We start from the raw sequence: 21943 nt of genomic DNA, 5'->3' as shown, positions 1-21943 counted from the left end.
TGCGGTGTAATGGCTAAGCAGAACTCCTAGCATCCTTGTTCGAGCCGATAAATCGTCCGCTCGGTTAAGCCACTTGGCCTGCGGGCCTATCGCGCCAAATCCGCCACCACGGCATCGAGCACGATCATGCCGGCTGGCGTGGCGCGTAGCCTGGCATTGCCGATCGGCGCCACCAGCCCCTCATCCTGCAGCACGGTCAGCCGGGCGCTCGACAGGCCGCGCCCGGAAAACGCCTCGTAGCGGGAAAGGTCGATGCCTTCGGCCAACCTCAGCCCCATCAGCAGGAACTCGTCGGCCTCTTCGGAGCGCGTCAGGATCTCGCCGCCGGTGACGCCATGGCTCCTGGCCTCCACCAGATTCGCCCAGGTCTCCGGCATCCGCTCGGCGATCGTCACGATGCGCTGGCCGTTTTCGATGAAGCGGCCATGCGCGCCCGGTCCGACGCCGACATATTCGCCATACCGCCAATAGGTCAGATTGTGCCGGCTCTCGGCGCCCGGCCTGGCGTGGTTGGAAATCTCATAGGCCGGCAGGCCATGCGCTGCGGTGATCTCCTGAGTCAGCGCATAGAGATCGGCGGCCCGGTCATTGTCGGGAATGGTAAACTTGTGCGCCGCATGCAGCGCATGGAACGGCGTGCCTTCCTCGATGGTCAGCTGGTAGAGCGACAGATGGTCGGCGGCATGGCCGATCGCCTGTTCGAGCTCCGCCTGCCAGTCGTCCAGCGTCTGGCCGGGGCGGGCGTAGATCAGGTCGAAGGAGAGGCGCGGAAAGATTTCGCGTGCCAGCCCGATGGCATGCAGCGCCTCGTCGACATTGTGCAGTCGGCCGAGAAAGCGCAGATCCTTGTCGTTCAGCGCCTGCACGCCGAGCGAGACGCGGTTGACGCCGGCGGCTCGGTAGCCGCGAAAGCGCTCGGCCTCGACCGAGGATGGATTGGCCTCCAGCGTCACCTCGATGCCGTCGGGCACCGTCCAGTTCTTCGCCACGGCGTCCAGCACCGCCGCCACCGTCTGCGGCTGCATCAGCGACGGTGTGCCGCCGCCGAGAAAGATGCTGGTCACCTCGCGCGCCCCGGTCCGCTCGCGCATCGTCTTCAGCTCGGTCTCGAAGGCGCGGGCAAAGCGCTCCTGGTCGACCGGCTGGTGACGGACATGGCTGTTGAAGTCGCAATACGGGCATTTGGCCGCGCAGAACGGCCAGTGGATGTAGACGCCGAAGCCCGGGCTGCGGTCCAGCGACATTAAGCTGAGCCTAACCTGGCGCGGGCGAATTTCTGGAAGGCGCGGGCGCGGTGCGACAGCGCCGTCGGCTGACCGGGCTTCCAGCCGTGTTTTTCCTCAGCGCTCATCTCGCCGAACGTCTTTTCGAAACCGTCGGGCAAAAACACCGGGTCGTAGCCGAAGCCGAGTTCGCCGCGCGGCGGCCACACCAGCGTTCCCTCAGCCTCGCCGCGATAATATTCAGCCTCGCCATTGGGGAAGGCCAGGCAGATGACGGCGACGAACCGCCCCTTGCGCTGCGCTGGCTCGGCGGCGCCGACCTCCTGCAAGGCCACTTCGGTGCGCTGCATGGCCATGCCGAAGTCGCGGCTGCCATCGGGAGCTTCGGCCCAATTGGCGGTGTAGACGCCGGGAGCGCCGTCGAGCGCGTCGACGCACAGGCCCGAATCGTCCGACAGCGCCGGCAGGCCGGTCGCCTTAGCCGCGGCGAAGGCCTTGATGTAGGCGTTTTCCTCGAAGGTGGTGCCGGTCTCCTCCGGTTCCGGCAGGCCGTAGTCCTTGGCCGACTTCGCCTCGAAGCCGAACGGACCCATCAAGTCGGCGAATTCGCGCAGCTTGCCTTCATTGTGGCTGGCAACGACGATCTTCTTTCCATCGAGAGAATGCATCAAAGGCCCCAGATCCTTGGCTCGGCGAATTCGATCGAATTGCCCGAGGGGTCGCGTATGTAGATCGAGCGCCCGCCCTGCGGCCATTCGAATTCGCTTTCGATGGCGATGTTTTTCGCCTCAAGTTGCGCCTTCCACTGTGCGAGTTCATCCGCACTTGCGGCAAAGCAGAGATGGCCCTCGCCGACCGTGCCATGTGGCGGCACTTTCAGCCGCGCATCGGGCGCCGGCGGGATTTTGGTGGCTTCGGCGTTGAAGACCAGCAGCACGCCCGGGCCGCAGCGGAAGAAGAGATGGCGGCCGTCGACCTTGCCGAGGAGAGGGAGGCCGAGGACGTTGGAGTAGAAGGCTTCGGCAGCGGCGAGATCCGTGACGTAAAGCGCTGACTCAAGAATAGCGGAGGGTTGCATCAGGCACCCCCCTCTGCCCTGCCGGGCATCTCCCCCGCAAGGGGGGAGATTGGCAGTTCCGCTGGCGGCGTCTCAACGTTGATGGTTGGCGAAAACGATAGCGACCTCTGATCTCCCCCCTTGCGGGGGAGATGGCCGGCAGGCCAGAGGGGGGTGTGAAGGATCGCCGACGTCATCACGTTAAATTCAATCAGGCCACAGCCATCTGCTGCAAGCTCACCAGCCGCTGAATGCCCTTCTTTGCCAGGCCCATCAGCTCCGCGAACTGCCCTTCCGAGAACGGCTCGCCCTCGGCGGTGCCCTGGATCTCGACGATGCCGCCCTTGCCGGTCATGACGAAATTGGCGTCGGTGCCGGCAGATGAATCCTCGATATAGTCGAGGTCGATGACCGGCTGGCCGTCATGGATGCCGCAGGAAATTGCCGCGACATGGTCCTTCAGTACCTTGGCAACACTGGCCATCTGCCGCGCTTCCATCCAGCGCAGGCAATCGTAGAGCGCCACCCAGCCGCCGGTGATCGAGGCCGTGCGGGTGCCGCCATCGGCCTGGATGACGTCGCAGTCGACGGTGATCTGCTGTTCGCCCAGTGCCTGCAGGTCGACAACGGCGCGCAAGGAGCGGCCGATCAGCCGCTGGATTTCCAGCGTGCGGCCGCCTTGCTTGCCGGCCGAGGCTTCACGGCGCATGCGCTCGCCGGTCGAACGCGGCAGCATGCCGTATTCCGCCGTCACCCAGCCCTTGCCGGAATTGCGCATCCAGCCTGGCACCTTTTCCTCCAGGCTTGCCGTGCACAACACATGCGTGTCGCCGAATTTCACCAGGCACGAGCCTTCGGCGTGTTTGGAGACGCCGCGCTCGAACGAGATGGCGCGCATTTCGTCGGCTTGGCGTTTAGAAGGGCGCATCGAGGCCTCTTTCTGTTCTTTTACGGTTGCGTCGGCGGCTTGTAGACGCATGCAGCCCATGGCGCAAAGGAAAAGGCCGGGCGATCTGGCACAGACGCTGGGTTGCGCGGGGGCGATGGAAGTCTATATCCTTGAGCCGGAGGTTTTTGGCTCGAATGACCAAGGCAGTCACCGAACCCAGTCTGCTGGCGCCCGCGCTGCAATCGCTCGACATGCGTTCGCGCGACATTTTCCGGCGCATCGTCGAATCCTATCTGAAGGACGGTGAGCCTGTGGGATCGCGCAGCCTGTCGCGCATCCTGCCGTCGTCGCTGTCGCCGGCCACCATCCGCAACGTGATGAGCGACCTCGAGCATCTCGGCCTGATCTATGCCCCGCACATCTCGGCCGGGCGCCTGCCGACCCAGACCGGCCTGCGCTTCTTCGTCGATGCCTTCATGGAGCTTGGCGATCTCTCCGACGAGGAACGCCGGGTCATCGAGGCGCAGGTGCGCGCCTCCGGCTCGGGCGCGACGCTGGAACACATGCTGACCGAGGCCAGCCAGATGCTGTCGGGCATGTCGCGCGGCGCCGGCCTAGTGCTCGCCACCAAGAACGAGGTGGCGCTGAAGCACATCGAGTTCATCCAGCTCGAGCCGACCAAGGCGCTGGCGGTGATGGTGTCGCAGAATGGCGATGTCGAGAACCGCGTCGTCGACCTGCCGGCCGGCATCACCGTCTCGCAGCTGCACGAGGCCTCCAACTTCCTCAACGCCCATATCAGGGGCCGCACGCTCGCCGAGGCGCGCATCGAGATCGCCCGCATCAAGGACGAGACCAGGGCAGCGCTGGACACGCTGTCGCAGGATCTGGTCGAGAAAGGCCTGGCGGTGTGGGCCGGCGCCGATAGCGGCCTGCCGGCGCGCCTTATCGTGCGCGGCCGCGCCAATTTGCTCGAAAACGTCACCGCCCAGGCCGATATCGAATTGCTGCGCCACCTGTTCGAGGATCTGGAGACGCAGGACGGGCTGATCCAGCTGCTCGACCTCGCCGAGGACGGCCCCGGCGTGCGGATCTTCATCGGCTCGGAAAACAAGCTGTTCTCGCTCTCCGGCTCGTCGCTGGTCGTGGCGCCTTACCGCGACAAGGACGCCCGCGTCGTCGGCGCGCTCGGCGTCATCGGCCCGACCAGGCTGAATTATGCCCGCATCGTGCCTATGGTCGACTACACTGCGCAATTGATTACCCGGATGTTAAGATAATTCGAAAGCCGGGATCACCGTAAAGGAGGGCGCAGAATGGCGCTTGAATCGTTCAAGGCCCAGATCAGCATGCTGCTCGAAGAAATGGTCAACCAGCCGGAGGACGAGCACGAAATCCAGGAGCAGCTGCGCGAAAAACTGCGCGAAATGCGCGCCATGGGCTTGCCGCTGCCGGAAGATCTCGTCGCATTGGAAAAGCGTCTCGACGACGATCTCGACGTCGAACAGGAAAGTTGAGCGGTTCTCTCGCCGAATCTGCGCGCGCGCACGCTTCTCTTTTGCGGCGGCCGCACAATATCTCCCTTGTGCATGACGCGCCGACCGGCGCGAGTTCGAGGAGAACAGCATGATCCGGATTGCCGGCTTGGCAGGCCTTGCCCTGCTTCTGGCCACCAGCGCCTTCGCCCAGCAGGCCGATCAACCGCTGCTGACCGGCAAAGACGCTTTCGGCGACTGGACGGCCGACAAGCCAGGTGTGCGCCGGCTGATCAAGCCGGATGATCTGCAAAAGCCCAACATCACCGAATCCGCCTCCAACAGCGCCGGCCTTGGCGATCGGCCCGAGGGCGCGAAGCCCGTCCTGCTGCCTGGGTTTTCGGCCGAACTGGTTGCTTCCGGCATTTCCAATCCGCGGGTCGTGCGCGTGGCGCCGAACGGCGACCTGTTCGTCGCCGACAGTGACGCCAACCAGATCCGCGTCTATCGGCTGGCCAAGGGTAGCGCGAAGCCGGCCGAAGAGGGCATTTTTGCCGACAATCTCAACCAGCCCTATGGCATCGCCTTCTACCCGCCTGGCGACAAGCCGCAATGGGTCTACGTCGCCAACAACGACAGCGTGGTCCGCTACGCCTATCGGGACGGCGACCTTAAAGCCTCCGTCGAACCGGAGACGATTGTCTCCGACATCCCTACCGGCGGCCACTGGACCCGCGATATCGCCTTCTCGCCGGACGGGAAGACGCTGTATCTCTCGGTCGGCTCCGGATCGAACGTCGCGGAGGGCATGCAGAAGGCACCGAAGGGCGGCCTTGACGCCTGGGCAAAATCACAGCCACTCGGCGCCACCTGGGGTTCCGAGGATGGCCGTGCCGACGTGCTGGCCTTCGGCCCCGACGGCAAGAATGGCCGCATCCTCGCCACCGGCCTGCGCAATTGTTCGGGCATGACCGTGCAACCGGCCACCGGCGCGCTGTGGTGTGTCGTCAACGAGCGCGACGGTCTCGGCGACGATGTGCCGTTCGAATATGCCACCTCAGTCAAGGACGGCGCCTTCTATGGCTGGCCCTGGTATTATATCGGCGCCAACGAGGACCCGCGTCACGAGGGCGCGCGCCCAGACCTCGCCGGCTCGGTCACCGTGCCCGACGTGCTGATGCAGGCGCATTCGGCGCCGCTCAACATCGCCTTCTATGGCGGCGGCAATTTCCCGGCAGAGTACAAGGGTGACGCCTTCGTCGCCCTGCACGGCTCCTGGAACCGTGGTATGAGGACCGGCTACAAGGTGGTGCGGCTGAGATTCAGCCACGGCAAGCCGACCGGCGAGTACCAGGATTTCATCACCGGCTTCGTCCTCTCCGACGACGCCGTCTGGGGCCGGCCGGTCGGCGTCGCGGTGGCCAGGGACGGCGCGCTTATCGTCACCGAGGATGGCAACGGCACCATCTGGCGCATCACCCATGTCGATGGCCCATCCTGAGCCGGCGAACAGCGCAATCCGGCCCCAATGCACGTCCCGATGGATCACCTTGGGATAGGTATGGATCACCTCGGCCGATGAGACGCGGTCATCGAAACCGGTATCCCTGAGATTGAAGAGGCCGACCGAGCCGAAGGACTTCTTCGCCCCTTGCGCGAAGCGGCCGTCGCTGAAATCGTGTTCGTAAAGGGTCACCGTGACGTGGCCGGCATTGAGCTTCGGCACGTAAACACTGCTGATGGTGTCGTTGGCGACGCCAAGCTGGTTGACGTTGAAGCGATAGAGGTCCTGCACCATGCGCCGGGCCGCATTGCCATTGATCATCCGGTATTCGCGGCGCGATGCGCGGTTCGGGTCGATGAGTTTGAGCGGCGCCTTGCGGCCAAGCCCGAGCCAGTGCTCGAACACCATCACATTGGCGCCCCAGGGATAGGGATAGTTGGACTTGTCGATGATGCGTGGCGGGCCATCCTCGGCAATCTCGGCGGTATCGACATAGTCCAGCCATTGCAGCTGGAACGACGCTTCCACGTTGAGGTCGGTATTGCGCGGATCGGCAGCAATGATGCGCCAGTCCGAGACCGGCGGATATTTGGTGTCGAGGTCGATGTAGAATTCGCCTTTGGCGGTGTCGTCGGGGTCTATCTTTTGCGGTCCGTCACGCTCGATCGCCACCAGCCGCACCTTGAAGCGGTTGTTGACGACCAGCGGATAGATCATCGGACGAACGGGGTAGGCGCCAGGGTTCCGGCTGTCGGTAAAATATCCAGTCTGCGGAACGACATCGCTATCGCCCTTGTCGAACAGGCTGAAAGCCTGACGCCCCTCGAACCACAGATACCATTCCAGCTCGTGGACGTGACCGCGTGCTTCGGAATAGTTGTTGGGCATCCACTTCATGAGCTGGATGTGAAGTCTTTTGGCTAACATGGGTGCTCCTGCCGTTCGGAGCCATGCGAGATAGCCGACCGCCTTCGGGGCGTAAGTGAACCATCTCTCGCTTTCAGGCGAGGATGACCGGCTTTCATGCCCTGCTTGGCGCAATCGAATCCGTTTTGCCGTTGCAGGCTTTCATGGCATCAGAGTCGTTTCACGAGGTGCGACCGTCATGACCCTCGCCGGCTTCCTTGCCTATAGTGCTGCGCTGGGCATCGCCGCCGCCATTCCCGGGCCCGGCGTCACCGCGCTTGTGGCGCGGGCGCTCGGATCCGGCTTCCGCTCATCGCTGGCGATGTCGTTCGGCCTGATGCTCGGCGACCTCATTTATCTCACCGCGGTGGTGCTCGGCCTTGCCTTTGTCGCGCAAAGCTTCGGCATGGTGTTTCTCGCCATCAAATGGCTGGGCGTCTCCTATCTCGCCTTCCTCGGCTGGCGTTTCTGGACGGCCGGGATCACGCCCGAGACTGTCGAGGCCAGGAAAGGCAAGGGCGGCCTGGTATCGAGCTTCCTTGCCGGCCTCGCCGTCACGCTGGGCAACCCGAAAACGATGATCTTCTACCTCGCCATCACGCCGACCATCGTCGACCTGAAGACCATCACGCTCGCCGACTACGGCATCCTGGTCGCGCTCACCGTCATTGTGCTCTTCGTGGTGCTGGTGCCATATCTTGCGCTGGCCGCCAAGGCGCGCTGGTTCCTGAAATCGCCACGCGCGCTGAAGGCGCTGAACCGCACCGCCGCCGGCTTCATGGTGGGCGCGGCCGCTGCCATTGCCGCACGTCAGTAGATCGGTTCAGGCCCATCCATTCCGCCGATCGGTCCATCCGGAAAATGCGGCTTGAGGGGACAAGCGTTTTCAGCAAGCGGCCCACTCGATATTTTCGGCCGGCAGCCTATCTTGCGCGGGCGAAAGCCCTATTCTGTCCGCCGACGCCAATTGCCTGATCTGATTTGGGAGCGAAACCAATGAACAAGCCTTCCGCGCGCGTGCCCGGCCGCGGCCGTGTCTACAACTCGATCACCGAGACGATCGGCGACACGCCGCTGGTGCGGCTCGACAAGTTCGCCAAGGAGAAGGGCGTCGTTGCCAACCTTCTTGCCAAGCTCGAATTCTTCAATCCGATCGCCTCGGTCAAGGACCGCATCGGCGTTTCCATGATCGAGGCGCTGGAAGCGTCGGGCCGGATCAAACCCGGCAAGACGACGCTGATCGAGCCGACCTCGGGGAATACCGGCATCGCGCTCGCCTTCGCCGCCGCCGCCAAGGGCTACAAGCTGATCCTGACCATGCCCGAAACCATGTCGGTGGAGCGCCGCAAGATGCTGGCGCTGCTCGGCGCCGAACTGGTGCTGACGGAAGGGCCGAAAGGCATGAAGGGCGCCATCGCCAAGGCCGACGAATTGGCCGCCACCCTGCCTGACGCCGTCATCCCGCAGCAGTTCGAAAACCCGGCCAACCCGGAGATCCACCGCCGCACCACCGCCGAGGAGATCTGGAACGACACCGATGGCGGGGTCGACATCTTCGTCGCCGGCATCGGTACCGGCGGCACGATCACCGGCGTCGGCCAGGTGCTGAAGCAACGCAAGCCCTCGGTGCATGTCGTCGCCGTCGAGCCGGAGGCCTCGCCGGTGCTGTCGGGCGGCCAGCCCGGCCCGCACAAGATCCAAGGCATCGGCGCCGGCTTTGCGCCCAAGATCCTCGACACCTCGATCTATGACGAGATCGTCAAGGTCTCCAACGAGGATTCGGTCGCCAACGCCCGCCTCGTCGCCCGCCTTGAAGGCGTGCCGGTCGGCATCTCGTCGGGCGCTGCCCTGCAGGCCGCCATCGCCGTCGGGTCGCGGCCGGAGAACAAGGGCAAGAACCTGGTGGTGATCATCCCGTCCTTCGCCGAGCGCTATCTGTCGACGATCCTGTTCGACGGGCTGGGGGCTTAACGTCTTAACTGGATAGGCGGCGATCCTTCGCACCCCCCTCTGCCCTGCCGGGCATCGGGGGTGCTGTCCCTCCGACATCGGAAGTCTCATGGCTGGACCGCAGAAAACCCGGCCGTGGCGTCCGCCACCGGCTTGAGCGGGAGGCGGCTTCAGGGTCAAATCGCCCCGGCCTGCTTCGCGCGGGCAGGGGGAGAATCACATGTACAAGCTTTACACGCGCCCAGGCAGCGGCGGTTTTGTCGTCGAGGCCGCATTGGCGCTGGCAAACGCGCAATTCGACCAGATCGATGTGCCGAAGAAGGATTCGCCGGACCCGGCTTTCCTCGACATCAGCCCGTTGAACCAGGTTCCGGTGCTGACCTTGCCCAACGGTCAATCGATAACCGAATCGGCGGCGATCTGCATCCTGCTTGCCGAGCGCCATCCGGAGGCGGGTCTGGCGCCGGCCGCCGGATCGCCGGATCGCGCCGGTTTCCTGCGCTGGATGGCGTTCATGTCATCGGTGCTCTACCCCGCCATCCTGCGCCTCTACTATGCCCATCGCTACACCACCGATGCCGACGGCAAGAAAGCCGTCAAGCAGGCAGCCATTGCCGAGATGGACCGCGGCTTCGCCATTGTCGATGCAGCCCTCGAGGGGCGCGGCTGGCTGGTCGGCGACGCGATGTCGCTGGCCGACATCTACCTCGTCATGCTGGTGGCCTGGCACCCCGATATGGACAAGGCGCGAGCCGACTGGCCGAACATCGAACGCTTATGGTCGGCGCTGCGCGCGCATCCGCTGATGAAACGGCTCAACACCACGCATGAAATGTGGCCGGCCTGAACGGACGCTTCAATTTCGCAGGATCGCCCGTTTCGCCTGCAGGAAGCGGCGCACGGCGGGGTCGCGTTCAAGGCCGATCGCCCGGTCATAGGCTTCGACCGCTTGCGCCGCATTGCCGAGCCTGGCCAGCAGGCCGGCGCGAGCGGCCCAATAGGGCTGATAGTCGTTGAGCCGCTTGTCGTCGCCCAGCACGTAGAGCGCCGCCAGTCCTGCCGCCGCCCCTTCGGCCTCGGCAATCGCCACGGCGCGGTTGATCGAAATCACCGGCGAGCCTGATATCGCCGACAGCGCATCGTAGAAGTTACGGATCGCCGCCCAATCGGTTTGGCCGGTCCGTCGCCGCGTCGCATGCACCGATTGTACCGCCGCTTCGAGCTGGTAGCGGCCGATGACGCCCATGGTGGCGGCGTGGCCCAGCAGCGCCTCGGCTTCGTCGATCAGCGCGTGATCCCAAAGACGGCAATCCTGGCCGGCGAGCGGCACATAATCTCCAGCCGCATCGCGCCGCGCCGGGCGGCGCGCCTCGGCAAACAGCATCAGCGCCAGCAGGCCGAGCGCTTCCGGTTCGTCCGGCATCAGCGATGCCACCAGCCGCCCGAGCCAGATGCCTTCGGTCGCCAGATTGCGCGCTCTCGTCTCGGTCCCTGCCGGGTCGGTCCAGCCTTCGGCGAAAGCCGCGTAGATCGCTTCCAGCACCGTTCCCAGCCGCTCGCCGAGTTCGGCGCGATCCGGCACGCGGAACGGAATGCCGATCTCGCGGATGCGGCTCTTGGCGCGCACCAGACGCTGGCCCATCGTCGCCGGCGAAACCAGGAAGGCCGAGGCGATCGTCGCCGCGTCGAAACCCAGAATGGTCTGCAGGATCAGCGGCGCCCGCACGCTGGCTTCGATCGCCGGATGCGCACATGCAAACATCAGCCTGAGACGTTCGTCGGGAAGGTCTTCGTCTTCCATGCTCGCCTCCATCTCCTCGGCCATCAGCTTGAGATGGTCGCGGCTCGCCTCGCTGGTCAGCCGACGGCGCACCGCGTCGACGCGCCGCCGGCGCGCCACGGCCAGCAGCCATGCTTCCGGCTTGTCGGGCACGCCGGTCTGTGGCCAGCGCTCCAGCGCCGCGGCGAAGGCCTCGGCCAGCGCGTCCTCGGCGCCGGCCACGTCGCGGGTGCGCGCCGCTAGCCAGGCGACCAGCTTGCCGTAACTCTGCCGGGCGGCCGCTTCGGCCGCCGCCCGCGCGATCTCCGGGCGATTGTCCATCACGGTTTCATTTCTTGGGCATGTAGTCGGCCATTTCCCAGATCGGCCGCAACTCGACCGTGCCGGCGCTCGCCGCCGGACAGCGCGCCGCCCACTCGATGGCGGTATCGATATCGGCCGCCTCGATCATGTAGAAGCCGGCAAGCTGCTCCTTGGTGTCGGCATAGGGGCCGTCGATCACGTTGGTCTTGCCGTCTGTGATCCGCACCGAGGTGGTCGCCTGGGTCGGGCGCAACCGTTCGCCGGCGAGCCATGCGCCGGATTTCTTCAACGCTTCGGTATAGGCGGCATATGCTGCGCTCATCTGCTGAGCCTTCTCGATTGGCGTGTTCGCCTGCGCGGCTTCGTCGCTGTTGATCAAAAGCATGTATCGCATGGGTCTTCTCCCGTGGTTTCGCAGGCCGCGTCCTAGCGGGGCCAGACGTATGTCGCGCGGCGGCGGCCGATTTCGACAGGCTTCAGAAAAAACTTTCGCCTCCGCCAGGAGATTTCGCAAGGACCAGATGTTTCTTCGTCTGCTGGCGGATGACCGGCAGCGGACTGGCCGTGGCTCCGCACAGCACTATCCTCTGTCGTTGGCGGGCACGTCACACGAGGCGTGGGAGAAGAGAATGGAACTCGTGACCCACAAGAAATTCAAGAACGGCCGGTTGATGCCATGGGGCAAAGGCACGGTCGTCAGCGGTGCGAAAGGCACCGTCTATCTCTGCGGCAACACCGCGACATCGGCTGACTACGATCCGGCCGGCAAGAAGGGTGGCGGCTTCGCCGGCGATGCCGCGGCGCAGTGGCGGGAAGTTCTCGGCAACATCAAATCGGATCTGGAAGAACTTGGCAGCGGGCTCGACCATCTCATCAGGCTGACCTTTTTCGTCAAAGGGCCATTTCCCGACGGCGGCGTCCTCAGCTCGCCTAATTTTCGTCTCGACGTGCTGGACGCGTTTTTCGCCGAGCATTGTCCGAAGCATTGCAGCGACAACAATCCGCCGCCTTCGGAGGTAATCGGCGTCGCAGCGCTTGCCCAGGCAGACATCGTCATCGAGATCGTCGCCGTCGCGGCGCTGCCGGACTGAGGCGCGAACGAACAGGCCGGCCTTGCGCGACGTCGCCGTTGCGATCGAAGCGCGTCGGCACGAGCGGCGGCGCCGCGCCGGTGCGGGTTTTGCACCAGGCCTCGGCTTTGGCCAGTGAGCGCCCGGCGACGAGCAGGATCAGGCGTGGCTCGCTCTCCAGCAATTGCACGATGCGGCCGCCGAAAATGCCATAGCCGCCAACGACCAGAAGCCTCATCTCGCCGCTCTTTTTGCGTATGTCGTTTTCCCAGACCGAGGTCACTTTTGGGTGACATGCGATTAGCCGATCATGCGCGCACGTATCGCGGCGGACAGGATCTCGCAACTATCCTTGCGGCCGAACATGGCGTAGCGGTTTTTGGCGATGCGTTCGTAGAGCCAGTCACGCAAGGGGCGCGGGATGAGCAGCAGCGCTTTCGCCGCCCGCCACGGCCAGCCCAGTTCGGCCATCACCGCGATGAAACTGTCCAGCCGCATGAAGGGAGCGCCGCCGACAAGGACCAGATTGGTCTCGTAGCTGTCGGTGCGCAGCCCGTATCTCTGGAACAGCTCCTCGCCGAAGGGCGACTGCGCCGTGGCGAAGCGGAAGCGGTTTTTGCGGTCGAGCCCGACCACCGTGCGTACGAAGCCCGAGCACAGCACGCAGACGCCGTCGAAAACGATCAATGGCTGGCTGGCATCGAAGGGTTCAGGAGAAGAAGTCACGGGACGTCCGGCAGCTTGTGTCTTCAGACACTAAGCCCGCCGGCAGCGGGATCAAAGCCGCGGCGTTGTCGCACGGCTTCTCGCGGCCAGCGCGGGGCGCTCGGCGCGATAGGTGGTTGCGCGGGGATCGGCCTCCGGTCTGCAGATCCGGCTGTCGTGACGCGTTTCGAATGTCATGATCAATGCGCGCCGAGCGAGCTGCCGCGACGGGCGCAGGCCGGACCCGGGCCGCGCATGTAGTAGCGCTCCGGCCGATAGGTCGGCGCGATGAACTCGCGGATGGCGGCGGCATAGCCGGCGATGTGGCCCCAGAATTTCATTTTACTCAAGTCCCTGTCCCGATTTTCGGATGTCCCGTCCGATTGCGGGGATCATAGCGTCGAGGCGTGAATAGTCGGTGAACACGATGTTAATCTTTGGTCGAAAACCCCATGCTTCGTGGCCGGAATGCGGCTGTTTGGGGGTCTTTCGGTGTGGTTCGTCGCCATTTCCGGCATTGTGACTTTTGCATCACATATGTTTCGTCTGGATGTCGCTTGAGCGCGGTTCTGTTTCAGATTTGGCGAGCCTCTCGAAATTTCCATGCTCGCTGCCGAAATGCCCCTGGTTGCGCGCCCGGAACCGGAACGGGCCTTGCCCGTTCTCGCTTTAACCGCATCGCGCAGGAGTTCGCCATGGCACCTCGCCCCGCCTGGAAGGGCTATCTGAAACTGTCGCTGGTCACCTGCGCTGTCGAACTGACCAACGTCGTCACCCACGCCGAAAAAGTTTCGTTCCGGGTGCTCAACCGCAAGACCGGCAACACGGTCAAGCGCATCTATGTCGATTCTGAAACCGGCAAGCCGCTGGGCGATGGCGACGAGATCAGGGGCTATGAGGTGAGCCCCGGTGAGTTCGTCCATATCGAGGACGAAGAGATCGAAGCGGTGCAGATCGAGTCCTCGCACACGATGGCGCTGGACGGCTTCGTCGACAAAGCCTCGATAGAGCAGATCTATCTCGACACGCCCTATTATGTCACGCCCGCCGACAAGGTGTCGGAGGAGGCCTTTGCCGTCATCCGCGATGCCATGGCGGACAAGAAGATGGCCGGGCTGGCGCGCGTCGTGCTCTATAGCCGCGAGCGGCCCGTGGTCATCGAGCCGCGCGGCAAAGGCATGGTGCTGACCACCTTGCGCTACGGCAACACGGTGCGGGAGCCGGAGAGCATCTTCGGCGACATCAAGGCGGTGAAGACCGACCAGGAGATGACCGATATGGCCGAACGCATCATCGACAAGAAGAAGGGGAAGTTCGATCCGTCGACATTCGAGGACAAGTTTGAGGACGCGCTGCTCGAACTGATCCGCGCCAAGAAGGCCGGAAAGAAGGCTCCGAAAGCGCAGGCCGCGCCCAAGCCGTCCAATGTCGTCAATCTGTTCGACGCGCTGAAGAAGAGCCTGTCCGATGGCGGCCAGGCGGAAGTCTCGGCGAAGAAGGCCAAGCCGGCGGCAAAAAGCGGCAAGGCGAAAGCTTCTGCGCCCAAGCGCAAGTCGGCTTGAGGGTCGGCGCCGTGGCCAGCCTCGAACAATATCAGTCCAAGCGCGATTTCAAGAAGACGGCCGAGCCGGGGGGCAAGGTCGCGCGCGGCAAGCAGCCCGGCGGCATCTTCGTCGTCCAGAAGCACGACGCGACCAGGCTGCACTATGATTTCCGCCTCGAGCATGAGGGCGTGTTGTGGAGCTGGGCGGTGACGCGAGGCCCGAGCCTCGACCCGCACGAAAAGCGGCTGGCCGTGCATGTCGAGGACCACCCGATCGACTATGCCGGCTTCGAGGGCACCATTCCCAAGGGCGAGTATGGCGGCGGCACCGTCATCGTCTGGGACGAAGGCACATGGACGCCAGAGATCGACCCCGCCAAGGCGATGAAGAAGGGCCATATCGACTTCGAACTCAACGGCCAGAAGCTGAATGGGCGGTGGCATCTGGTCAGGTTAAGACCCCGCCCTGGCGAAAAGCGCGACAACTGGCTGCTGATCAAATCCGACGATGCCGCCGCCCGCCCCGGCGAGGATATCCTGAAGGACGCACCGAAATCGGTGAAGTCCGGCCTGACCATCGAAGAGGTCGCGGAAGGCAAGACCGCCGACGGCAAGAAGCCGAAGGTCTGGCACTCCAACAAGCCTGCGGCATCCAGCAAGGCGAAAGCCGGCAAGCGCCTCGACTTCGTCGAGCCGCAACTGGCGACGCTGGAGCGCGAGGCGCCGCCCGGCGAGGACTGGCTGCATGAGGTCAAATTCGACGGCTACCGCATGCAGGCGCAGATCGCCGGCACGGAGGTGCGGCTGCTGACCCGCACCGGCCTCGACTGGACGGAGAAATTCGGCCCTGAGATCGTCGCGGAACTGGCCCAGCTGAAATGCAGCGACGCCATCATCGACGGCGAGATCGTCGTGCTCGCCGACAGCGGCGTTTCGTCTTTCTCGCTGCTTCAGCAGGATCTCTCCGCCAATCGAACCGACCGCTTCACCTACTATGTGTTCGACCTTATGCGGCTTGACGGCAACGATTTGCGCCGCGAGCCGCTGGTCGAGCGCAAGCAGGCGCTGCAGGAGCTGCTCGGCGAGACGGCCGAAAATGCCCCCGTCCGCTTCAGCGACCATTTCGCCGAGCCCGGCAAGATCATGCTGCAGCACGCCTGCCGCATGGGCCTTGAAGGCATCGTCTCCAAGCGCGCCGATGCGCCCTACCGCAGCGGCCGTGGCCCAAGCTGGGTGAAGTCGAAATGCACGGCCCGCCAGGAATTCGTCATCGGCGGGTATCTGCCCTCGGACAAGACCGGCCGCGGCCTGCGTTCGCTGCTGGTCGGCTACCACGAGGGCGGCAAGCTCCACTATGCCGGCCGCGTCGGCACGGGCTTCACAGCCAGGAGCGCCACCGATTTGAAGAAAAAACTCGATGCGCTGAAGGCAGACGCCTCGCCGTTTGCCGCCGCGGTGCCAAAGGGCAAGGGTTTGGTCTGGGTCAGGCCCGAACTTGTCGGCGAAGTGGAGTTCCGCAGCTGGACCTCGGACCGTATAATACGCCACGCGTCGTTCCAGGGACTGCGCGAGGACAAGCCGGCGGAGGAAGTCGTGCAGGAAAAGCCATCGAAGGCGGCAAACAAGGCAAAGCCGGCGGCAGGCGGCGCCGGCAAGGCCGCCGGGGCTAAGGCGCCCGCGACGATCACGACCAGCGTAAAACTATCCCATCCTGACAAGCTGCTGTGGCCCGAGGAAAAAATATCCAAGCAGGACTTGCTCGAACACTACGCGCTGGTCTGGCCGCGCATGGAGCAGTTCATCGTCAACCGGCCGCTCAGCCTGGTCAGGGCGCCGGATGGCATCGGCGGTCCGCGCTTCTTCCAGAAACATGCTTCGGCCGGCATGAGCGACAAGATTGCCCGCATGAAGGACCCGACCGATGGCGAGGAAATCCTGTTCATCCGCGATTTCGACGGCCTTGCCGCTCTGGTCCAGTACGGCGTGGTCGAGGTCCACATCTGGGGCTGCAAGATCGATGAGCTGGAAAAGCCGGATCAGATCATCTTCGATCTCGATCCCGACGAAGGCGTCGACGTCAAGGCGGTGCGCGAGGCCGCGCTCGACATCAGAGGCAAGCTCGACGATCTGTCGCTGCCGAATTTCGTCAAGCCGTCAGGCGGCAAGGGCTATCACGTGCTGGTGCCGCTGAAGCCGTCGGCGGATTGGGAGGCGGTCAAAACCTTCTCGCATGATTTCGCCAAGGCGCTGGAGCAGGCCGCGCCCGACCGCTACACGGCGACGCTGTCGAAAAAGGCGCGCACCGGAAAAATCTTCGTCGACTATCTGCGCAATGGCAGGGGCTCGACCACCGTCGCGCCCTACTCTTCCCGCGCCAAGAAGGGCGCGACGGTCTCGGTACCGGTGACGTGGGCGGAGGTTGAGAAGGGGCTAGCGCCGAATTCCTTCCCGATCGGCGACAAGACGACGCTGAAGGAATTGGAGAAGGCCGATCCGTGGGCGGATTTCTTCGAGCAGGCGAAGGTGCTGAAGCGGGGGTGAGCGTCGCGCGCCTCACCTGCTACGCAAGCGTTCGGTCACACCCCCCTCTGTCCTCAAGGGGGGAGATTGGCAGCTTCGAGGCGCAGCTCACCTTTACGATGTTCGAGATTGGCGAAAGCTGTTGAGCGCGTAATCTCCCCCCTTGAGGGGGAGATGGCCGGCAGGCCAGAGGGGGGGTGCTGTTCCCGCCAGCGTCGCCCAATTAGCGCTGCCGAACCTCTACGCCAAAAACACCCGCTCGAACGCCTGCTTCCCCGGCGGTGAAAACACCACCGCGCGGCTGTCCTTCTCCCGCCTTGCCCATTTCTCCGCCAGGATCTTGTCCAGAATAGCCGCGCCCAGCGTTCCCGCAAGGTGCGAGCGGCGCACGCTCCAGTCGAGGCAGGCGCGGCAGACCGGCCGGCGCGGCTTGGCGCCGACGTCGATGCCGATGGCCGAAAAATGCGAGGCTGCTGCTGGCCCCAGCCTCATCTCATTGTCGTCGCGCAACAGGATGCCGCGCGCGACGAGGCGGTCGAGCATCGCCACCGCATGTTCGCCGGCGAGGTGGTCGTAGCAGACACGGGCGACGCGCATGGCGCCGTCGCGCGGGCCGGGCCGCACCCGCTTGGGGCCGACCGCTTCGGCCACCCCGGTGATCGCCTCGATCATGCCGGCCACCTGCGGCCCTGCGAGGCCGTAATAGCGATGCCGTCCCTGGCTGGCCAAAGTTAAAAGCCCGCCCTCCATCAGTTTCGACAGATGCGAGGACGCGGTGGGCAGCGACACGCCGGCCTCCAGCGCCAGTTCGCTGGCCGTCAAAGCCGTGCCGCCCATCAGCGCATTCAGCATGTTTGCCCGCGCCGGATCGCCGACCAGGCTGGCGATGCGGGCAATGTCGGGTCCTTCACGCATAGTTAGGTCTCCATCGAAGCATTCTCGTCAGATAAGCATTATTGTCGGGCGGGATCAAGGAGAACGCCGATGCCAACCGCTTCCGCCCCACTCGCCAGCCGCCGGCCTTTTCCATTCGTCACCTGGCTGCAACGGCGGCTGCTCGCCCGCTGGTACGACCGCCACCTGCAGCGGCTCGGCCTCGCGGAGATCGACGACCATCTGCTGCGCGATCTCGGCCTGACCCGTGAGGATGTGCGCCGCGAATGCGCAAAATCCTTCTGGCAGGCCTGACAGCCAGCGCTTTTGCTTAGCAGACCCTGCGGCACAACGTTTCGACGCCGCTCGAACTATCCACGCGAAACCCAAGGAGATCACGATGACCATCACTTGCTTCATCCGCTATGAGATCGACCCGTTCGGCAAGCCGGCCTTCGAGCAATATGCCAAGGCCTGGGGCCAGGCGATCCCGCGCTGCGGCGCCGATCTGATCGGCTACTACGCCCCGCATGAGGGCTCGGCCACCACCGCCTACGCCGCCTACAACATCGACAGCCTCGCCGCCTACGAAGCATATCGCGCCCGTCTCGCCGCAGATCCGGCGGGCAAGGCCAATTACGAATTCGCCCGCCGCGAAAAGTTCATCTTGAAAGAGGACCGCATCTTCCTGAAGCTGGTGTCGGGGCCGCATGGACCGCGGCAGCTGTTCCAGACCGCGGTCAAGGAGGAGATATGATCGCTGTCATCTTCGAGGTGCAACCGGCTGAGGGAAAGCGCGATGCCTATCTCGGTATCGCCGCGGAACTCAGGCCGCTGCTCGACGGCATAGACGGTTTCATCTCGATCGAGCGGTTTCAGAGCTTGGTCGACCCGAACCGCGTGCTGTCGCTGTCCTTCTGGCGCGACGAGGAAGCGGTGAAAGCCTGGCGCAACACGGAAGAGCACCGGCAGGCGCAAAAGGCCGGCCGTGGCGGAATCTTTGCCGGCTACCGGCTGCGCATTGCGCATGTGCTGCGGGACTATGGGCTGACGGAGAGGGATGAAGCGCCGGCCGACAGCCGGGCGGTGAATGGGTGACTAGGTATCGGCGTCGCGCCAGGCCCCCTCATCCGGCCGCTTCGCGGCCACCTTCTCGCCGCTGGGGAGAAGAGACTGGCGCAGGCGTCGAAAACCTCCTCTCCCCTCGGGGAGAGGTCAGCCGAGCGAAGCGGAGGCTGGGTGAGGGGGCGCTTGGCGCTCATGCATTCCCGATCAGCACCCCGGCCGCAAACACCAGCGCCCCGCCCAGCACCACCTGAAACGCCGCGCGCAGGAACGGGGTTTGCATGTAGCGGTTCTGCACGAAGGCGATCGCCCACAATTCGAAGAACACCACGACGGCCGCCACCGCCGTCGCCGTCCAGAAATGCGGGATGATGTAAGGCAGCGCGTGACCGAGACCACCCAGCGTCGTCATGATGCCGACGGTGAGGCCGCGCTTGATCGGCGAGCCACGCCCCGACAGCTTGCCATCGTCGGAAGCGACCTCCGTAAAGCCCATCGAGATGCCGGCGCCGATCGAGGCGGCGAGGCCGACCAGCAGCGTCTGCCAGGTGTCGTGCGTGGCAAACGCTGCGGCAAAGATCGGCGCCAGCGTCGACACCGAGCCGTCCATCAGCCCGGCAAGCCCGGGCTGCACATAGGTCAGGATGAACTGGCGTTGCTCGGCGCTGGCTTCCTCGTCCTTCACCTCGCCCGGCACAAGTTTCTGCTCCAGCCGATGCGCCGAATTCTCATGGCTTTGCTCGGCCGCGGCCAGGTCGCCGAGCAGTTTCCGGGTCGAGGCATCGCCGGTGCGCTTGGCCGCCTCGACATAGAAGCGATAGGCCTGCCGCTCCATCTCTTCGGCTTGGCGCCGCACATGCTCGATGCCGAGCGGCCGCACCAGCCAGTCGGGCTTGCGCTCGTAATAGCCTTTCACGTGCTCGCGGCGCAGCAACGGAATGCGCTCGCCGAAACGCTTGCGGTAGAGCTCGATCAGGGAATCGCGATGGCCGTCCTCCTCCTCCGCCATCGCCTCGAACACTTTCGCCGATTGCGGAAAACTGTCCGCCAGCCCGTCGGCATAGGCGCGGTAGATGCGCCCGTCATCCTCTTCGGATGAAATTGCCAGGGCCAGGATCTCCTGTTCCGACAGCGTTTCGAAAGGACGGCGGCCGAAACCGAAGACACGGGAAAGCATGAGAAATTCACCCCAGTTTAGAACAATTCTAAACTAGGCGCTGCAGTCTCCGCGGTCAATCACCAGTCAAGAAATGTTGAAGCGCCGGATTGCAACGCGCCCTTCATTATCAGCAAATGTTCGCCTATATCGGTCGCGATACGCAAGCGAAAGGCATGAGCAAGATGACGGCAAAGCCGCACGACCACTTCGATCCGAAACCCATCCTCGATCTGATCGCCAGCATCGAGGCCGATTTGCAACGGCTGAAAGGCCTGGTCGAACAGCAGGTCGAAAAATTCGACCCCGCCAATCCGCACAACAAGGCGCCCGACGGCAAACTGACCGAGGAGGGCGTCGAATGCTGCTACCGCCTGTTCGACGAAGGCAAGTCGCGCTACTCGGTCGCCCAGCAGATGAAGATCTCGTTTGCCGCCGCGACGCACCGGTTCAATTCCTGGCGCAAGGCGGGCGGCCCGAAGCGTCAAAGGGCGTTGCTGGGATAATTGGCGAAAGCCGAAGCGACATCTGATCTCCCCCCTTGAGGGGGAGATGCCTGGCAAGGCAGAGGGGGTCGGTCCGACCGGGCTCGACGTCCTGCGCGGCAGATGGAGGGCTAGCGCTTCACGCGCGGCGACCCCCTCTGTCGCCTTCGGCGACATCTCCCCCTCGAGGGGGGAGATTAGCAGCTTCGCCCGCCCTACGGCGTCAGTTCAATCTCTTCCGTCTCGCCGCCATTGCAGGTGTAGCAGCAATCCTCGCATTTTTCCTTGTTGTTGGGGCCGACGCCCCAATAGGTTCCCTCGTCGCCGTCGACCCAGGCGCCGTAGCAAATGGACTCGCCTTCGTCGCAGGACACCGGGATCTGCTTGGTCTCGCCATCGTCGAGATAAAAATCCTTGTCATTGCCCGGCCAGACATAGTCGCGGTCCTGGCTGTAGAGCTCGAGGCGCATGGCGTTGGGATGGCTGTTCTTGACGGCGAAGGTGATGTCGGCGGCGTGCGCGGCCGGCGCAAACAGCGCGGCCAGCGAGAGCGCGACGACGCGGCGCAGACAAGTGAAAGACATGGTGTTCCCCCGAGGCAAATCGGCCCCCCGGCCGAGGGAATCAGCATCGCATGATGGCGGCTGACATTGAAGGGCGGGGCGTGACTGATTTTGGGGGGATTGGGAGAGGTTGGTGGAGCTGCTGATCTCCCCCCTCGTGGGGGAGATGCCTGGCAAGGCAGAGGGGGGCGCTGTCCCGCCGACCTCTCATTCCTGCAGCCGCGTTATTTCAATTTTAGGCTTGCTGATCCATATGCTGGCGATCCTTCGCGCCCCCCTCTATCCTGCCGGACATCTCCCCCACGAGGGGGGAGATCAGCAGCTTCGGCACCCCCACTACTCAACCAGATCGATCATCTCGGTCGTCTTCTCCACGCAGATGAAGCAGCAGGTGTCACACGGCTGGTCATTGTCCGGCCCCACCCCGGCCGAAATCGCATCATTGCCGTTCACCCAGGCGCCGTAGCAGATGTTCTCGCCCGGATTGCACGAGATCGGCACCGATTTCTGCGAGCTGGGCTCGATCAGAAACACCTGGTCGCCGCCCGGCCACGACATCTTGCGGTCCCGGCTGAACAGCTCCACCGCGACCGCCTGGCTGCGCAGGTTCTTGACGAAGAACGCCATATCGGCGGCGTGCGCCGGCGTGGCGATGAGGAGGGCGGCAAGGGTGAGGCGGAGCATGGCGGGGGTATCCGAATCGGAGACGGGAACTAAAGCATGAGCGGAGAGGCGACGCGAGGCGATCGAGCGGGCAATCTCCCTCCTTGAGGGGGAGATGGCCGGCAGGCCAGAGGGGGCGGTCCGACCGGGCTCAACCTTGTTGCCTTGTTGCGGCAGATGGAGGCTAGCGCTTCACGCGAGGCGACCCCCTCT

General features: G+C 64.3%; 27 protein-coding genes. 14 read left to right on the top strand and 13 right to left on the bottom strand.

What is annotated here, in order from left to right; translation table 11 throughout:
- Positions 1-86: 86 nt before the first annotated feature.
- The 4 genes from hemW to rph all read right to left on the bottom strand — a co-directional run bounded on the left by hemW (position 87) and on the right by rph (position 3208).
- Positions 87-1244, bottom strand: coding sequence for a radical SAM family heme chaperone HemW (hemW, locus tag NKJ88_RS04815; RefSeq protein WP_352443630.1), 1158 nt, complete (start codon positions 1242-1244; stop codon positions 87-89).
- Positions 1244-1891: an RdgB/HAM1 family non-canonical purine NTP pyrophosphatase gene (gene rdgB / locus NKJ88_RS04810; protein ID WP_023816142.1), complete on the bottom strand. Its 648-nt coding sequence runs from the start codon at positions 1889-1891 to the stop codon at positions 1244-1246. The genes hemW and rdgB overlap by 1 nt, the downstream gene beginning before the upstream one ends.
- Positions 1891-2301 (bottom strand): VOC family protein, encoded by a 411-nt coding sequence (locus NKJ88_RS04805; protein ID WP_023698063.1) that lies wholly within the window; start codon positions 2299-2301, stop codon positions 1891-1893. Before NKJ88_RS04805 ends, rdgB begins: the two co-directional genes overlap by 1 nt.
- Before the next feature lie 190 nt (positions 2302-2491).
- Positions 2492-3208, bottom strand: a complete 717-nt coding sequence (gene rph, locus NKJ88_RS04800) for a ribonuclease PH (RefSeq protein WP_023672052.1) — start codon at positions 3206-3208, stop codon at positions 2492-2494.
- Positions 3209-3363: 155 nt separating this feature from the next.
- Between rph and hrcA the strand changes: the two genes are divergently transcribed.
- The 7 genes from hrcA (at position 3364) to NKJ88_RS04765 (ending at position 9851) form a co-directional block, all read left to right on the top strand.
- Complete coding sequence (gene hrcA / locus NKJ88_RS04795) at positions 3364-4449, top strand: heat-inducible transcriptional repressor HrcA (RefSeq protein WP_023681233.1); 1086 nt, start codon at positions 3364-3366, stop codon at positions 4447-4449.
- Between the two features lie 36 nt (positions 4450-4485).
- Positions 4486-4686, top strand: coding sequence for a hypothetical protein (locus tag NKJ88_RS04790; protein WP_352443629.1), 201 nt, complete (start codon positions 4486-4488; stop codon positions 4684-4686).
- Between the two features lie 109 nt (positions 4687-4795).
- The gene (locus NKJ88_RS04785) at positions 4796-6145 is read left to right on the top strand and encodes a PQQ-dependent sugar dehydrogenase (RefSeq protein WP_352443628.1); all 1350 of its coding nucleotides are present in this window, start codon (positions 4796-4798) and stop codon (positions 6143-6145) included.
- A gap of 150 nt (positions 6146-6295) precedes the next feature.
- Positions 6296-7072, top strand: a complete 777-nt coding sequence (locus NKJ88_RS04780; RefSeq protein ID WP_352443627.1) for a hypothetical protein — start codon at positions 6296-6298, stop codon at positions 7070-7072.
- Between the two features lie 181 nt (positions 7073-7253).
- Positions 7254-7871, top strand: a complete 618-nt coding sequence (locus tag NKJ88_RS04775) for a LysE family translocator (protein WP_023706961.1) — start codon at positions 7254-7256, stop codon at positions 7869-7871.
- A gap of 179 nt (positions 7872-8050) precedes the next feature.
- Positions 8051-9025: a cysteine synthase A gene (cysK, locus tag NKJ88_RS04770; protein ID WP_023672045.1), complete on the top strand. Its 975-nt coding sequence runs from the start codon at positions 8051-8053 to the stop codon at positions 9023-9025.
- Between the two features lie 199 nt (positions 9026-9224).
- Entirely contained in the window at positions 9225-9851 is a 627-nt protein-coding gene (locus NKJ88_RS04765; RefSeq protein ID WP_352443626.1) for a glutathione S-transferase family protein, read from the top strand.
- Positions 9852-9860: 9 nt separating this feature from the next.
- Here NKJ88_RS04765 and NKJ88_RS04760 read toward each other — a convergent pair whose 3' ends face one another.
- Entirely contained in the window at positions 9861-11105 is a 1245-nt protein-coding gene (locus NKJ88_RS04760; protein WP_286439500.1) for an RNA polymerase sigma factor, read from the bottom strand.
- 7 nt (positions 11106-11112) lie between these two features.
- Complete coding sequence (locus NKJ88_RS04755) at positions 11113-11481, bottom strand: YciI family protein (protein WP_023744856.1); 369 nt, start codon at positions 11479-11481, stop codon at positions 11113-11115.
- Positions 11482-11716: 235 nt separating this feature from the next.
- Here NKJ88_RS04755 and NKJ88_RS04750 point away from each other — a divergent pair, with 235 nt between their 5' ends.
- The gene (locus tag NKJ88_RS04750) at positions 11717-12178 is read left to right on the top strand and encodes a RidA family protein (RefSeq protein WP_023687546.1); all 462 of its coding nucleotides are present in this window, start codon (positions 11717-11719) and stop codon (positions 12176-12178) included.
- On the opposite strand, the gene NKJ88_RS04745 is transcribed toward NKJ88_RS04750, so the two are convergent.
- The 3 genes from NKJ88_RS04745 to NKJ88_RS04735 all read right to left on the bottom strand — a co-directional run bounded on the left by NKJ88_RS04745 (position 12141) and on the right by NKJ88_RS04735 (position 13212).
- A complete protein-coding gene (locus tag NKJ88_RS04745; protein WP_023744857.1) occupies positions 12141-12395 on the bottom strand; it encodes a hypothetical protein in 255 nt (84 codons plus the stop codon). The two genes, NKJ88_RS04750 and NKJ88_RS04745, sit on opposite strands and share 38 nt — an antisense overlap.
- Positions 12396-12457: 62 nt before the next feature.
- Positions 12458-12883 carry a thiol-disulfide oxidoreductase DCC family protein gene (locus tag NKJ88_RS04740; RefSeq protein WP_031203643.1) on the bottom strand — a complete coding sequence of 142 codons (426 nt, stop codon included), beginning with the start codon at positions 12881-12883 and terminating at the stop codon, positions 12458-12460.
- A gap of 179 nt (positions 12884-13062) precedes the next feature.
- Complete coding sequence (locus tag NKJ88_RS04735; protein WP_196813601.1) at positions 13063-13212, bottom strand: hypothetical protein; 150 nt, start codon at positions 13210-13212, stop codon at positions 13063-13065.
- A 345-nt stretch (positions 13213-13557) separates the two neighbouring features.
- Between NKJ88_RS04735 and ku the strand changes: the two genes are divergently transcribed.
- Together ku and ligD are read left to right on the top strand one after the other, a co-directional pair.
- A complete protein-coding gene (ku, locus tag NKJ88_RS04730) occupies positions 13558-14424 on the top strand; it encodes a non-homologous end joining protein Ku (protein WP_023748231.1) in 867 nt (288 codons plus the stop codon).
- Positions 14425-14435: 11 nt separating this feature from the next.
- Positions 14436-16946 carry a DNA ligase D gene (gene ligD / locus NKJ88_RS04725; RefSeq protein ID WP_023687542.1) on the top strand — a complete coding sequence of 837 codons (2511 nt, stop codon included), beginning with the start codon at positions 14436-14438 and terminating at the stop codon, positions 16944-16946.
- A 219-nt stretch (positions 16947-17165) separates the two neighbouring features.
- Here the strand turns inward: ligD and NKJ88_RS04720 are convergent, their stop codons facing one another.
- The gene (locus NKJ88_RS04720; RefSeq protein ID WP_023687541.1) at positions 17166-17840 is read right to left on the bottom strand and encodes an ArsR/SmtB family transcription factor; all 675 of its coding nucleotides are present in this window, start codon (positions 17838-17840) and stop codon (positions 17166-17168) included.
- Positions 17841-17909: 69 nt separating this feature from the next.
- Between NKJ88_RS04720 and NKJ88_RS04715 the strand changes: the two genes are divergently transcribed.
- The 3 genes from NKJ88_RS04715 to NKJ88_RS04705 all read left to right on the top strand — a co-directional run bounded on the left by NKJ88_RS04715 (position 17910) and on the right by NKJ88_RS04705 (position 18896).
- Positions 17910-18113 (top strand): DUF1127 domain-containing protein, encoded by a 204-nt coding sequence (locus tag NKJ88_RS04715; RefSeq protein ID WP_023687540.1) that lies wholly within the window; start codon positions 17910-17912, stop codon positions 18111-18113.
- 85 nt (positions 18114-18198) lie between these two features.
- The gene (locus tag NKJ88_RS04710; protein WP_023673248.1) at positions 18199-18555 is read left to right on the top strand and encodes an NIPSNAP family protein; all 357 of its coding nucleotides are present in this window, start codon (positions 18199-18201) and stop codon (positions 18553-18555) included.
- Positions 18552-18896: an antibiotic biosynthesis monooxygenase family protein gene (locus NKJ88_RS04705; protein ID WP_023673249.1), complete on the top strand. Its 345-nt coding sequence runs from the start codon at positions 18552-18554 to the stop codon at positions 18894-18896. Before NKJ88_RS04710 ends, NKJ88_RS04705 begins: the two co-directional genes overlap by 4 nt.
- 160 nt (positions 18897-19056) lie before the next feature.
- Here the strand turns inward: NKJ88_RS04705 and mbfA are convergent, their stop codons facing one another.
- Complete coding sequence (gene mbfA, locus NKJ88_RS04700) at positions 19057-20040, bottom strand: iron exporter MbfA (RefSeq protein WP_023681248.1); 984 nt, start codon at positions 20038-20040, stop codon at positions 19057-19059.
- A 164-nt stretch (positions 20041-20204) separates the two neighbouring features.
- Here mbfA and NKJ88_RS04695 point away from each other — a divergent pair, with 164 nt between their 5' ends.
- Positions 20205-20525, top strand: a complete 321-nt coding sequence (locus tag NKJ88_RS04695) for a hypothetical protein (RefSeq protein WP_031209595.1) — start codon at positions 20205-20207, stop codon at positions 20523-20525.
- A 194-nt stretch (positions 20526-20719) separates the two neighbouring features.
- Here the strand turns inward: NKJ88_RS04695 and NKJ88_RS04690 are convergent, their stop codons facing one another.
- Positions 20720-21088: a hypothetical protein gene (locus tag NKJ88_RS04690; protein WP_352443625.1), complete on the bottom strand. Its 369-nt coding sequence runs from the start codon at positions 21086-21088 to the stop codon at positions 20720-20722.
- A gap of 315 nt (positions 21089-21403) precedes the next feature.
- Positions 21404-21751, bottom strand: coding sequence for a hypothetical protein (locus NKJ88_RS04685; RefSeq protein WP_352443624.1), 348 nt, complete (start codon positions 21749-21751; stop codon positions 21404-21406).
- Between the last annotated feature and the right edge of the window lie 192 nt (positions 21752-21943).

Origin of the sequence: Mesorhizobium sp. M0016 (assembly GCF_040324035.1) — a bacterium.
Classification (GTDB): domain Bacteria; phylum Pseudomonadota; class Alphaproteobacteria; order Rhizobiales; family Rhizobiaceae; genus Mesorhizobium.
The sequence above is the reverse complement of the archived record's forward strand: the minus strand, read 5'-3'. Positions and strand labels throughout refer to the sequence as shown.